This is a genomic window from candidate division WOR-3 bacterium, assembly GCA_039802205.1.
In the GTDB taxonomy this organism is placed as follows: Bacteria; Hydrothermota; Tepidihabitantia; order SM23-42; family JAOAFX01; genus JAOAFX01.
This window is the reverse complement of the sequence record JBDRWD010000013.1, coordinates 41,586-53,901: the sequence shown is the minus strand read 5'-3', so window position 1 is coordinate 53,901 and position 12,316 is coordinate 41,586. Positions and strand designations below refer to the sequence as shown.

The 12,316-nt window shown below is 41.1% G+C and carries 12 protein-coding genes; 10 read left to right on the top strand and 2 right to left on the bottom strand.

From position 1 onward, the window contains the following. Nucleotides 1-472: 472 nt before the first annotated feature. The gene (locus tag ABIL39_04560; GenBank protein MEO0165392.1) at nucleotides 473-2,371 is read left to right on the top strand and encodes a tetratricopeptide repeat protein; all 1,899 of its coding nucleotides are present in this window, start codon (nucleotides 473-475) and stop codon (nucleotides 2,369-2,371) included. A 7-nt stretch (nucleotides 2,372-2,378) separates the two neighbouring features. Here ABIL39_04560 and mnmA read toward each other — a convergent pair whose 3' ends face one another. Both mnmA and nifS read right to left on the bottom strand, forming a co-directional pair. Continuing rightward, nucleotides 2,379-3,404, bottom strand: coding sequence for a tRNA 2-thiouridine(34) synthase MnmA (gene mnmA, locus ABIL39_04555; GenBank protein MEO0165391.1), 1,026 nt, complete (start codon nucleotides 3,402-3,404; stop codon nucleotides 2,379-2,381). Nucleotides 3,405-3,420: 16 nt separating this feature from the next. After that, on the bottom strand, nucleotides 3,421-4,593 hold the full coding sequence (nifS, locus tag ABIL39_04550; GenBank protein ID MEO0165390.1) for a cysteine desulfurase NifS: 1,173 nt from the start codon (nucleotides 4,591-4,593) through the stop codon (nucleotides 3,421-3,423). Nucleotides 4,594-5,208: 615 nt separating this feature from the next. Between nifS and ABIL39_04545 the strand changes: the two genes are divergently transcribed. The 9 genes from ABIL39_04545 to ABIL39_04505 all read left to right on the top strand — a co-directional run bounded on the left by ABIL39_04545 (nucleotide 5,209) and on the right by ABIL39_04505 (nucleotide 12,316). Further along, complete coding sequence (locus ABIL39_04545) at nucleotides 5,209-5,457, top strand: hypothetical protein (GenBank protein MEO0165389.1); 249 nt, start codon at nucleotides 5,209-5,211, stop codon at nucleotides 5,455-5,457. A gap of 176 nt (nucleotides 5,458-5,633) precedes the next feature. Next, nucleotides 5,634-5,873 (top strand): hypothetical protein, encoded by a 240-nt coding sequence (locus ABIL39_04540; protein ID MEO0165388.1) that lies wholly within the window; start codon nucleotides 5,634-5,636, stop codon nucleotides 5,871-5,873. 46 nt (nucleotides 5,874-5,919) lie between these two features. Continuing rightward, nucleotides 5,920-7,137: a pyridoxal phosphate-dependent aminotransferase gene (locus ABIL39_04535; GenBank protein MEO0165387.1), complete on the top strand. Its 1,218-nt coding sequence runs from the start codon at nucleotides 5,920-5,922 to the stop codon at nucleotides 7,135-7,137. 14 nt (nucleotides 7,138-7,151) lie between these two features. Continuing rightward, nucleotides 7,152-7,988, top strand: coding sequence for a hypothetical protein (locus ABIL39_04530; protein MEO0165386.1), 837 nt, complete (start codon nucleotides 7,152-7,154; stop codon nucleotides 7,986-7,988). Beyond that, nucleotides 7,985-8,467: a dUTP diphosphatase gene (gene dut / locus ABIL39_04525; protein MEO0165385.1), complete on the top strand. Its 483-nt coding sequence runs from the start codon at nucleotides 7,985-7,987 to the stop codon at nucleotides 8,465-8,467. Before ABIL39_04530 ends, dut begins: the two co-directional genes overlap by 4 nt. After that, entirely contained in the window at nucleotides 8,464-9,585 is a 1,122-nt protein-coding gene (locus ABIL39_04520) for a glycosyltransferase family 4 protein (GenBank protein ID MEO0165384.1), read from the top strand. Before dut ends, ABIL39_04520 begins: the two co-directional genes overlap by 4 nt. Next, the gene (locus ABIL39_04515) at nucleotides 9,518-10,885 is read left to right on the top strand and encodes an MFS transporter (GenBank protein MEO0165383.1); all 1,368 of its coding nucleotides are present in this window, start codon (nucleotides 9,518-9,520) and stop codon (nucleotides 10,883-10,885) included. The genes ABIL39_04520 and ABIL39_04515 overlap by 68 nt, the downstream gene beginning before the upstream one ends. Then, on the top strand, nucleotides 10,860-11,585 hold the full coding sequence (locus ABIL39_04510; protein ID MEO0165382.1) for a polysaccharide deacetylase family protein: 726 nt from the start codon (nucleotides 10,860-10,862) through the stop codon (nucleotides 11,583-11,585). The genes ABIL39_04515 and ABIL39_04510 overlap by 26 nt, the downstream gene beginning before the upstream one ends. Then, nucleotides 11,582-12,316, top strand: a complete 735-nt coding sequence (locus ABIL39_04505) for a tetratricopeptide repeat protein (GenBank protein MEO0165381.1) — start codon at nucleotides 11,582-11,584, stop codon at nucleotides 12,314-12,316. Before ABIL39_04510 ends, ABIL39_04505 begins: the two co-directional genes overlap by 4 nt.

Sequence of the window (12,316 nt, the reverse complement as noted above, 5' to 3'; positions counted from 1 at the left end):
ACAAAACCCCGATCGACGATTAGTATAGTATCAAGCAGCGGACTATAACTGATGCTTTCGTGATTTTGCAAAAAGAGTGTATAACCATTGGCACTTGAATCCACATAGATGTGGATATCCTGGGCAAGGCAGAGCCCTGCGCTTATTAACATTACACATAATATGTTTTTCATATCAACCCCCCCCTTTTTATTCTCCGGTGAAAACCAGAGAAACGAGATGGATACTTAAATGTAGTGGCTGAGCTTGCTCGACAATTTAAAGCGCAAACCTGAAGGTTTACCCTCCATTTTATCGCAACCCGAAGGTTGCGCTACATTCAATAGAAAGACCATGCGCAGGCTAAAGCCTGCGGCTACCATTTTACGGGCTATGACACAGGCTCTTCAGGTATGCGTTATTTCCATCCAAGGCATGGACAATATTCCTTATTAATGCTTTGACAAATCCTTATGGATAGATATAATTATCTGTGCAAAAGTCAAAATTTAATCTGTGGTATATAACACTTATCCTTATTTTTGCCTTTGTCTTTTGTCTTTCCCTGCGCAAGATCTATGACACCGATATTGGCTTCCATCTCCGGGGTGGAGAATGGATGCTCACCAATAAATCGTTTCACCACTATGACCAGTTTACCTATACCGTGCGCCATCACGAATATATCGCAATGTATTGGCTCTATCAGATAATTTTGTTTATTATTTTTAAAGTTTCAGGTGCTGGAGGTATTTCAATCTTCAACGGTATTTTGATTCTAATTTTTTTTACTTTATTATTTTTACGCCTGAAAAATTCCTCAATCCCTATCTGGTTGATATGTATTTTGATTCTGACGAGTCTTTTTTCATTTGAGATTAGATTCGGGGTGAGACCCGAGATATTTACTTATATTTTTATGGTACTGATGTTACTCATCCTTGACCTCTTTTACTTCCAAAAAAAGAATCTTCTCTTTCTCTTACCCATCATCCAGATGCTCTGGGTAAATCTTCATGGACTATTTATCCTGGGCTGGGGTATTCTGCTTTTCTATCTCATAAGCACATTTTTTAATGAAAGACCAAAATTCAAAGAATTACTAAAATGGACTATGTTATCCGTTTTCATTTCGTTTTTGAATCCTTATCATATCAAAGGCATTTTATTTCCATTCTATCTTTTTACAAGACTCCAAAATTCAAGCGTCTTTAAGGATGCAATAACCGAATTTGCTTCGCCCTTCTCGGCACGAGGATTTTTGCTTACATCGCATTCTGCACTTTTTATCTATTTCTTATTTTTAGCCTTGTCAATTTTTTGCCTGATTGTAAATCACCGCAAAAAAAGAATTCATGAATATCTCCTTTTCTTTACCTTTGGTTATCTATCTGCCACCGCGGTGCGTAATATACCTTTATTTATGATTGTGGCGATACAGATTATCGGGAGCAGTATTAACGAACTATTACCGGCGCTGAGAAAATTCTTAAAGATACCACGATTTTTAGAAAAAGGCGCAGCTTTGATTATATCAATATTTTCAATTCTCTTCGCTCTTCACATTATAAACAATGGCTATTATGCCCAGCGGGGTGGCGGGAAATTTGGCATCGGGTTTGACCCGGAAGTCCAACCCATTAAGGCCTGCGAATTTATAACCAAAAATGGTCTTAAAGGCAGAATTCTGAATGACCTGAACCGGGGAAGTTGGTTGATATGGTCGGTCCGCGAACCGGTTTATATTGACGGTCGCCTTGAAGTTATGAAAGAGGAATTATTCAAAGAATTCCATGAAAGTCATCAACCCGGAGGAATAATCAAACTCATTGAAAAATACCAACCTGATTTAATAATCTTTGATTATTCCTATCCTGAGGCATTCGTCTGGGATATTGATTTAGAAAATTCACCAGAGTGGGAAATCATTTACTGGGATGAAACCTCGGTTATATACGCAAGAAACGGTTATGCTGAACAATTTAAACCATTTGTTATTTCTAATACAATAAAGAATTTAGGAATTGATACTCAGTTAAATGAGCAAGAAATATGGCAGATATTGCGCAAACCTTCAAAATCTGGTTTTGTGCTTTTTTTTGAAAGTCTTTATAGAAAACAAATTTATCCTGTAGGTTTAACAAAAATGGCATTCTTTGCTTCTTTAAAACTGGATTTTCCCAGTGCCGAAATTCTTTACTTGAATGCCTTAAAGATTGCCGAATACCACCGTGCCGAGATATATTTTCGCCTCGGACTTATTTACCATTTTATGCAAAAATTTGATAAGGCAGAATACTGCTATAAGAGAGTTTTGCGCGAAAATCCTAAACATAGAAACGCCCAAGAAATGTTGAATCTACTGCGGCAAGGATTACCACCGGTGAGGTAATAAATTTTTAATCAATAACTTCACTGATTATTCCGCCTCCTAAGACAATATCATTTTCATAAAATACTACAGATTGTCCCGGGGTTATTGCCCACTGAGGCTTCTCAAAACATACCCTTGCCCGGTTGCCCTCAAAAGAAACCTCTGCTGGACTGAGTTGTGCCACATACCTGGTCTTTGCCAGCACCTTTATTTTCTTACTGAAATCCACCGGAACGACAAAACTCAGCTCATCGGCAATCAACATTCTTTTATATACATCCTGTCTTTTCCCCACATAGATTGCATTATTTATCGGATCGATCTTTAGCACATAATAAGGTTCTTTATCGCTTATCCCGATCCTTTTGCGCTGTCCCCAGGTGTAATGGAAGATACCTTTGTGTTCACCGATTTTCTTCCCATTTTTGTCATAAATCGGTCCTTTTTTCTCTTGAATAACGCCCCTCAAATATGTCGTATAATCCATATCAGGCAAAAAGCAAACATCCTGACTTTTTTTCCTGTGCGCAGTAGGTAAACAAAATTCTTTCGCAAGCTTCCTGACTTCTTCTTTTGTATAATCACCAAGTGGTAGTAGCATCCTTGATAATTGATTTTGATCTAACCGGTATAAAAAATAGGACTGCTCATTTTTATCTTTTCCCTTTTTTAGCAAATAAAATCCATCTTTCTTTTCGATTCTCGCATAATGTCCGGTCGCAATCATATCAAAGCCCATCTCAAGTGCCTTTTTTAGAAATAAGCCAAATTTTATGAGTTTATTACACAATACACAAGGATTGGGGGTTCTACCCGATTTATACTCTTCTACAAAATTATCTACAATAGTTTTTTGATAATAATCACTAAAATCAAATAAATAAAATTTTATTCCGAGCACTTCGCAGGCGCTTCGAGCCAAGGCAACCTCATCATCACCCACCCCCCTGAATATCATCGTTGCACCCGCAACCTCATATCCCTCCCTTTTCAATAAAGCAGCAGTAGTGCTGGAATCCACCCCACCGCTTAATGCAACAAGAATTTTCATTTTCTATTATAGTTTTTTATTTCTTTGTGAGAGGTGATATTGCTCTCAATTCTTTTACAATCTTAGGAAAATGTTCACAAACAAAGTCTATATCTTCATCGGTTGTGAGTCTTCCCAGTGTTATGCGGATGGAGCCACGGGCATCTTCAATCGGAACACCAATTGCAGTAAGAACGTGGGAAGGCTCAAGGGACCCTGAAGAACAGGCAGAACCTGTGGCAACTTCAATCCCGATCTGGTCAAGGCGCATCAACAATGCCTCGCCTTCAATATATTTCACAATCAGATGGCAGTTATTCGGCAGCCGCTTTTCCGGGTGGCCATTCAGAATGATATCATCAACATTATTGAGCAGTGATTTAATCAAGCGATCCCGCAGCCGTCTGGTATGCTCCACTCTTTGTGGCATCTCCTTCACCGCCAGTTCCGCTGCCTTTGCCATACCGACAATCCCCGGGACATTATGGGTTGATGCCCTTTTCCCCATCTCCTGAGCGCCGCCATGCAGGAGCGGTTCTATTCGTGTACCCTTTCTTATATATAATGCACCCACCCCCTTTGGTCCATAAAACTTGTGGGCAGAGATTGATAATAAATCAACACCGAGTCTATTAACATTTGTCTCTATCGCCCCAAAAGACTGGACCGCATCGGTATGTAAATATACCCCCTTTTCCCGACATATCCTGGCGATCTCTTCAATCGGCTCAATCGTTCCAATTTCATTATTGGCATGCATGATAGAAACGAGGATGGTTTTATCGGTAATTGCCCTTTTTACATCATCGGGGTCTACTATACCGTATCGATCTACCGGTAAAAATGTAGTTTGAAAACCCTGGGTTTGTAGAAAATGGAAGGGCTCAAGGACGGCATGGTGTTCTATTTTGGTGGTTATTAGGTGATTACCCTTTTTAGCCAGGGCATAAGCAACTCCTTTTATTGCCATATTATCCGATTCGCTACCACCGGAGGTGAATATGATCTCATCTGGACTCGCGCCCAGCGCTTCGGCAATGGTTTGACGTGCTTTTTCAATAGCATCCCGCGCCCGCTGGCCCGAGGTATGGAGGCTTGAAGGATTGCCAAACTCCTCCAGGAAATAAATTTTCATTGCATCCAGAACCTCGGGATGGAGGGGGGTTGTTGCTGCATAATCAAGATAGATTCTCTGTTGGTGTCTTTCCATCCCCAGATTATATGCCTAAATGGTTATCCTGTCAATATTCCGAATGCAAACGTAAAGGGACCTTGTTATCACTGTAAGAAAGAACTTAATAATAGGCCTCCCGGCTAATATTAAAGAGTTAACAAAACTTACTAAATATAGGGAGGCCTTATGGAAATAAATAGACTAAATTATTATAATCGTTGCTTTAAGGAAAATCAAGTAGTAAATTGCACTCTTAAGATATCTAAGAATGTGAGAGTGCAAAATTGCAAGATAGATAGATATAGTCCTCAGGTAGTGAAGAAAAGTTTAAGAAGCTGCGGCTTGAAAAAATCCTTAAAAATGCGCATTCGAATCCGCCATAGGTGTGAAATATTTGCCTGTCCTTTGAAAGGCGTTTATAATGCATTTAATAAAGCGATAGAGCCATTTTGAAAATCATCCTGGAGGTGCAAAAATGGTTAGCTTAGAATACAACCAACTTTTAAAGTTACACCCCTTATTAGCCCATCAGAAGATCGTAGATTGTTATTTTTATCAAGCCAATCGGAATATCTCCAGGACGGCTCAGATAATTTGTGTTTCACGGTCCACGGTTTCAAAATGGCTTAAGCATTTTTCCTTGATAGTGGGGTGGGTTTAAAGAATCGTTCTTCTCGTCCCCATTATTCACCGAATAAGACCCCGGAGCATGTTGAGCGTTTGGTTTTAGAGATTTTCCAGAAGACTAATTATGGTTTTCGGCGGACGGGTCGGCGCTATTACAATCTCTTAGATTTTAGGCCTTTTGCATTTTTCCAGGTGGATGTGAAGGAGATCAAGGATGGTGATACTCTGCCGGCTGAGGTTTATTGCTTACGGTCAAGAGGAGAGTTTTGCTAATGGCTGGGAGTTTATTGTCTTAGTGGTTTTATGGTTGCGGTCGTTTGGCATTAAAGGGCATATTGTGTTGCAGAGTGATTGGGGTGGTGATGAGGGTAAGATCGAGTGGGTGAATCGGTGTTTGGGGTCTCTGGATGCGGAAATCACGCGGATTCAGAAGGGTCGGAAAGAGCAGAATGAAAGATATCAATTCCCTATTTTTGATTGCTTACAGTTGGATAAAATGCTACAATACCCAGCGGAGACATATGGGAGATAATCTTGACAACAAGACACCCCTTGAGTATGCTAAAGAGATTATGCCTGAATTAAATCCCAATATTGCGCTATTTCCACCAGTGATATTGGATAATCTGACTACAAGTTCTTACTGGAGAACTGTAAATAAGGTGCCCAAACATTACATGGAGAGGTAAAATCTATTGTGATTGACTTTTAACCGCGGTTGGATATAATTTAATCATGGCGCGCACAAAAAGCATAAAAAGAGATATCTCTTTATCGGCAAGGGCCGAGCGTATGCCTTATTCGCCTATTCGCAAGTTATCCGCATTTGCAGATGAAGCGAAGAAAAAGGGTTTAAAGGTTTACCATCTAAATATTGGTCAACCAGATATTGAGACACCCATTGAAATTTTCGAGGCAATCGGCAATTACCGAGAAAAAGTCCTCGGCTATGGTCCATCTGGGGGGATCTTAGACTTACGCCTTGCGGTTCTTGATTATTACCGGAATCTGGGCTTTGATCTGGATCTGGATAACATCTGGATAACAATAGGTGGGAGTGAAGCGATAGTATTTGCCATGATGACCGTATGTGACCCTGGAGATGAAATAATTGTTTTTGAACCCTACTATACCAATTATAACGGCTTTGCGGTGATGTCTAATATCAAACTCGTCGCAATCGAAACCAAAATTGAGAACGGTTTTCACCTTCCTCCCGAATCAGAAATCAAAAAGAAAATCAGTTCCCGAACCCGAGCAATTCTTATTAACACCCCCAACAATCCAACGGGCACAGTTTTGACCGAAGAAGAAATGTTCATCCTCCAGCGGCTATGTAAAAGACACAATCTTTTTCTCCTCTCTGATGAAGTCTATCGGGAATTCATCTATGATGGTAAGCAACACATAAGTGCACTATCTTTACCAGAGATTGAAGACCGGGTAATATTAATGGATTCCATCTCCAAAAGATTTTCCGCCTGTGGTGCTCGGGTTGGTTGTATAATCAGCCGAAATAAAAAAGTAATGGATGCACTACTCCGATTCTGCCAAGCGCGGTTATGCCCACCAACCCTTGAACAGATTGGTGCGGTAGCGGCTTACAAGTATATCGACAAATATATCACCCCCATGATTAAAGAGTATGAGCACCGTCGGAATGTCTTATTTGAATGCTTAAAAGAAATTCCCAATGTCTATGGGCATAAACCAGAAGGTGCTTTTTACACGGTCTTGAGTTTACCGGTAAAAAACGCCGACCATTTCTGCCAGTGGTTATTGACTGATTTTAATCATCAGAATGCAACGGTAATGCTTGCTCCGGCAAATGGCTTTTATTCCACACTTAAAAAAGGTAAGGATCAAATAAGAATTGCTTATGTGTTAAAAGAAGAAGACATCCGAGCTGCCATCACCGCACTTGGCGTTGCCTTAAAACAATACCGGGGTTAATTGTATCAGAAAGTGTGAATATTGCGGTCAAACTCCAGAAATGTGGTATTCTGATCACCCGCCTTCTTCCGCTATCGGTCGCAGATAAGATCGGCAGGTTGCTCGGTGGTTTGAGTTACTTTATGTTGAAAAAGAAACGGAGTTATATTCTGAAAAATCTGCACTATATAGTGCCCGAAAAAGGCTACCACCATTATCTTTGCCGTAAAACGTTTGAAAAATTTGCCCGGTGTATGGTGGACTTTTTTCGGCTCGGTTTTTTGACAAAAGAGCAAGTGATAGAAGAGGTTATTGCCTCGGGATTAAAAAACCTTGATGATGCACTGACCTTTAACCGGGGATGTATTCTGCTCACCCTCCACATCGGCAACTGGGATTATGCAGGTAGTTATCTCGCAGCCCGTGGCTATCCGATGAATGCGCTCGTTGAAGAAACCGAACCCGAGATGTTCCGCTTGTATACCAGACACCGGGAAGCCACCGGCTTAAAAACCTATCCTCTATCCCGTGCCCAGGTGGCATTTTTGGATACCATTAAAAATAACCGAATTCTGGCGGTCCTTGCCGACCGGGATTTGACAAAACAAGGGATGGAGTTCCGTTTCTTTTCGGGCAAAAGAAAATTTCCCAAAAATCTTGCGGAGATAGTTGTAAAAAGAAAAATTCCCGTCGTTTTTGGATATATGGTCTTAACTGGAGAAGGAAGAAAAAGGTATTACGGTATTGTTGAACCGGTCCAATTATTTGAGAGTGTGGATAAATTCCATCGATACATGCTCTCCGCTTTTGAAAAGACAATAAAAAAATATCCGGACCAATGGTTTGTCTTTCATCCGGAATGGATAGAATGAAACCCAAAAGTGCGAAGAGTGTGGTTGGAACAGGCAAAAATAAGATTATATTAGAAGTAAAAATCAATGGGCTAAGGATTCCTGAATATCAAACAGCACATGCCGCGGGATGCGATTTATATGCCGATGTTGAAAAACCAGTGCTGCTGGAGCCTAATAGTTATTGTATCATTCCCACGGGGATAAAGATAGAAATTCCTGAAGGCTATGAAGCCCAGGTACGCCCCAGGAGTGGTCTTGCCGCAAAATATGGCATCGGGGTGTTAAATAGTCCGGGCACGATTGATGCCGACTATCGGGGTGAAATAAAAGTGGTATTGTTCAACTTTGGTAAAAAGAGCATAAAAATAAAAAAGGGAGACAGGATTGCCCAACTTGTCTTTGCTCCGGTTATAAAGGCAAATTTTAAAAAAGTAAAACGCCTGAGCCAAACAAAACGCGGAACTGGAGGCTTTGGACATACCGGAGGTATCCGGTGAAGATTCTGCTCGTCTCCGATATCTTTTATCCCCATACCGGTGGCATCTCGGAGCATATCTACCATCTCTGGAAAAACTTTAATCTAATGGGACACAATGCAAAAATCCTCGCCCCCTCTTATGGAAGAAACTACCCCTATGTCGATGAAAATATAATCCGGATGGGCCGGGCAATTAAGTTCCCCAAAAACCGTTCATTTTCGGTCTTGAGTTTTGGTCTTACCCTTCCTTGGCAGGTGCGCCATTTCTTGGATTCGGAAAAATTTGATGTGATCCATATCCATGGTGCGATTGCACCTACATTGCCATACCTGGCATTAAAATATTCCAACGCCAAAAATTTTGTAACCTTTCATTCCGCTTATGAAGAAAGCTTTGGGTATGTATTATGGGAGCCGGTTCTGGAACAATACTTCCGTCGGATTGATGGGATGATTGCAGTCTCCACTGTTGCCCGAGATTGCGTCCGCCGTTATTTTCAGATTGGTGAATGTCGTATCATTCCCAATGGTATTGATACCCAGAGGTTCCGTCCGGATATCCCGGAGATTGAAGAATTCAAAAAGTATTCACCCAAGATTCTGTTTGTTGGTCGGTTTGAACCACGCAAAGGTTTGAAATACCTTTTGATGGCTTTTCCCGAGATCGTGAAAGAATTCCCCGAGGCAAAGTTGATCGTCGTGGGCGAAGGCTTCCTGGAGCATTATTACCGGCGCTATATTGAAGAAAATATCAAGGAAAATGTAATATTTGTCGGTTATGTCAAACCCGAAGATCTACCCCGCTATTATGCCTCTTGTGATATCTATTGCTCCCCTGCCACCGGTGCCGAAAGCTTTGGCATCGTCCTGCTTGAAGCGATGGCAAGCGGCAAACCAATTGTCGCTTCGGACATCCCTGGTTATCGGACAATTTTAACTGAGGAAAGCGAAGGGCTTTTTTTTGAACCGATGAATGCCGAAGCGCTTGCAGAAAAAATTATCTTTCTTTTACGCCATCCGGACTTGATGAAAAAAATGGGCAGGGCTGGAAGAGAAAAGGCTGAAAAATATGACTGGAAGATTGTATCCCGAATGGTTCTTGATTTCTATGAGGAGGTATGCCATCGCCCGGATTAAATTTTGGAATATCTTAAAAATCAGGGATTTTTCAATATTTCTCTTCTCCCAGACGATCAGTCAGTTCGGTGATAAACTTGATTATATCGCTCTCATTGCCTTGATTGGATTGTTCCCAAAGGAACGGACACCATTATTGCTTTCCCAACTTGCCCTGTTCATTACCCTTCCTGTATTATTATTCGGTCCAATCGCCGGGGTCCTGGTGGACCGCTGGCACAAGAAGAAAGTAATGGTGATATGCGATACCCTGCGGATGTTATGTGCTTTTTCTTTACCCATCACTTTTTTGTATACAAAAAATATTTATCCGGTCTTTGCCATTGTTTTTTTTATGTTCCTGCTTGCCTTGTTTTTCAATGCGGCACGCAGTGCCATCATTCCCAATCTCGTCTCCAAAAAGCGCCTGCTCACAGCCAATTCCATATTAAATCTCGTAGGTCGGGGAGCAACATTTTTAGGAATGGCCACCGGTGGGCTGATAATCGATTGGCCCTTATGGAAAAATGTCTTTGGAATTGCGGGCTGGATTGTGGCTTTTATAATTGATGGCATAACCTTTGGCATCTCGGCAGTCATGCTTTATATCATGAAGGTGAATCTAAAGGAAAAGATAAAAATGAAAGAAGAAACCCATCTGCAGCCGAAAAGCTTATTCTTGATGTTGAAAGACAGTCTGGCAAAAATTCTAAAAGAAATAGCCTTCGCCCTCGCCCACATCATCAAGAAAAAAAATCTTTGCTTCGCAATGGCCACGATATTTTTGATGATCGTTGCGGGAAGTGTGGTTTATGTCCTTGCCATTCCCACTATTCAACAGGATATGGCATGGGGTACAAGAGGGGTTGGGGTCCTGGCTGCGGTCGGCGCCGTGGGATTATTACTGGGCGCATATCTTGCCGGAACACTTGGTCATTATTTTGATTTAAGGAGATTTATCATTTATTGCTTTATACTGATCAGCGCCGGATTATTTTTCTTTCCTTTTATTCACGAATTTTATCAATTCATCATCATTGCCCTGCTGGTGGGTATCGCCGCATCACCAATATTTATCGGACAGGATACCTTGATCCATCAATATGCTGATGAAGAGGTTCGAGGGAGAATTTTCTCTTTCCGGGACTGGCTTTTGAATCTAACCTTTGTTGTCGGCGCTTTGATCGTGGGCTCCCTCTCTTCGTTTCTCACCAAAAAATATCTCTTCATCATTTTCGGCGGCATCATCCTCGGTGCATCCATAACTTTCTGGGTCCTCATTACCAGGATTCGTGATGCTGAAAGCCCTGCAATTTCATAGCATAACAAAAAATTTTAAATTCGGAGGGACATGGAACTATCCCGCACAGCTTGAAAATTTCATCAAAACCATCCATAAGCTGGGTTATGAAATCGTTCTCCCGGATATGAAAAAGGAAGGCGTGGTGCTCGTCTTTGATGATGGTGAAGAAAACCTTTATCATTATGCATTTCCCATCTTAAAAAAATACCGCTGTCCAGCGATAATCTTTTTGATCGTGGGTTACATCGGCAAAAAAAATCTATGGGATATTTCACTTTTTTCCCGCCACCACCACCTCAACTGGCGGCAAATCATGGAAATGAAAGAAAATGGAATCGCATTCGGTTCCCATACCATGAGCCACCCCGATCTAACCAAATTATCTGCCGCGAATTTAGAATATGAACTATCCGAATCTAAACGTATATTAGAAAAATATCTCGGACCGATTGATTTTATCTCTTACCCCTTTAACCGGGTAAATCAACGGGTGATTAAAAAGGTGAGGGAAATTGGTTATAAATTTGGTTTTGGCGGTAAAGGAGAGGACAATTTGACAATAAAAAAAGAAGGTGTGTATATTACGGATAATGCGCGCAGCCTCAAAATAAAAATCACCGAAAAGCCGCGATCTTTCTACCACTATGCCCGGATTCAGCAAAAAGTCATAAACCTTTTCTCTATCGCCACACTGCTAAATAGGAGGAAGGCGAAATGATAAAAATGATTTGTATCACTTTTGTACTTTTCTTCACCTTTATTCAAGGGCAAACCACAGAGGAGATGATCGACCATGCGATAAACCTTTATACCACTCGTCACTTAACCAAAAACAATCTGATGAAAAGTTATGAAATACTCACGGATATTGTGCAAAAGGACCCTGATAATCTGCGGGCCCATTATGAACTATCACGGGTATGTTACCTTCTCGGCGATGAGCAAATTAATAAAGAGGATAAACTTAGATTTTATGAAGAGGGTATCATCCAGGGCAAGAAGGCAATTGAATTAGATAAAAATTCGGTCTGGGCTCATTTCTGGTATATGGTAAATTTAGGCCGCAGCGGTCAAACCCGAGGAGTTCTCAATTCTTTGGAACTGGTGCCAACAATAAAAAAAGAGATTGAGTTGATACTCAAGATCGATCCCCAGCATACCGGTGCACTGGCAGCAGCAGCGAATCTCTATTATGAATTGCCCAAACTCATGGGTGGTGATCTCAACAAATCCATAGCATATCTCAATCAGGCACTTGCCCTGGATTCAAATTACACAGTGCTTTATGTGGATATGGCAAAAGTGTATATTAAAAAGAAAGATTATGAAAAAGCCCGTTGGTATTTAAACCGGGTACTGACGATCCAAAAGCCCACTTATGAAGCTGATTATCTACTTGAAGACAAGCCCCATGCCCTAAAATTATTGGAGCAGATAAAAGATAAATAA

Bases quoted from the DNA above. Each gene is read 5' to 3' on its own strand.
- mnmA (MEO0165391.1), bottom strand. From the start codon at position 3,404: ATGAAAATTCTTGTTGCATTAAGCGGTGGGGTGGATTCCAGCACTACT.
- nifS (MEO0165390.1), bottom strand. From the start codon at position 4,593: ATGGAAAGACACCAACAGAGAATCTATCTTGATTATGCAGCAACAACC.
- ABIL39_04540 (MEO0165388.1), top strand. From the start codon at position 5,634: ATGAAAGATATCAATTCCCTATTTTTGATTGCTTACAGTTGGATAAAA.
- ABIL39_04535 (MEO0165387.1), top strand. From the start codon at position 5,920: ATGGCGCGCACAAAAAGCATAAAAAGAGATATCTCTTTATCGGCAAGG.
- dut (MEO0165385.1), top strand. From the start codon at position 7,985: ATGAAACCCAAAAGTGCGAAGAGTGTGGTTGGAACAGGCAAAAATAAG.
- ABIL39_04515 (MEO0165383.1), top strand. From the start codon at position 9,518: ATGACTGGAAGATTGTATCCCGAATGGTTCTTGATTTCTATGAGGAGG.
- ABIL39_04510 (MEO0165382.1), top strand. From the start codon at position 10,860: ATGCTGAAAGCCCTGCAATTTCATAGCATAACAAAAAATTTTAAATTC.
- ABIL39_04505 (MEO0165381.1), top strand. From the start codon at position 11,582: ATGATAAAAATGATTTGTATCACTTTTGTACTTTTCTTCACCTTTATT.